Annotated in this window: 1 protein-coding gene; it reads left to right on the forward strand. The window is 40.1% G+C overall.

Going from position 1 to position 272, the window contains the following annotated elements:
* Positions 1-145: DNA cytosine methyltransferase (locus C1E58_RS00500; RefSeq protein ID WP_193441726.1), on the forward strand; the 145-nt coding region annotated here is incomplete at its 5' end.
* Positions 146-272 lie beyond the last annotated feature (127 nt).

A 272-nucleotide genomic window follows, 5' to 3' on the forward strand; every position in this document is an offset into this window, starting at 1 on the left:
GAGGTTGCAAGGTTTTCCAGATTGGGCGTTTGATAGAGCCCAGGCAGTAAACAGTAATAGTCAACTATACAAGCAAGCTGGTAACTCAGTCACGGTTAATGTGATTGAGGCGATAGCGAGAAAATTGGAGGAAACAGATGAATAACACAATTGAAAACGTAAAGATAACCAAAACTTTCTTGGGCAGAGAAGACCATGGAATTTTAACTTGTTATCTGACTGTTGAGGGATATGGATTTGGAGTATCTATTGGAGGATACTGCCTAGACAAA

The organism is Streptococcus suis, assembly GCF_002964575.1.
In the GTDB taxonomy this organism is placed as follows: Bacteria; Bacillota; Bacilli; order Lactobacillales; family Streptococcaceae; genus Streptococcus; species Streptococcus suis_R.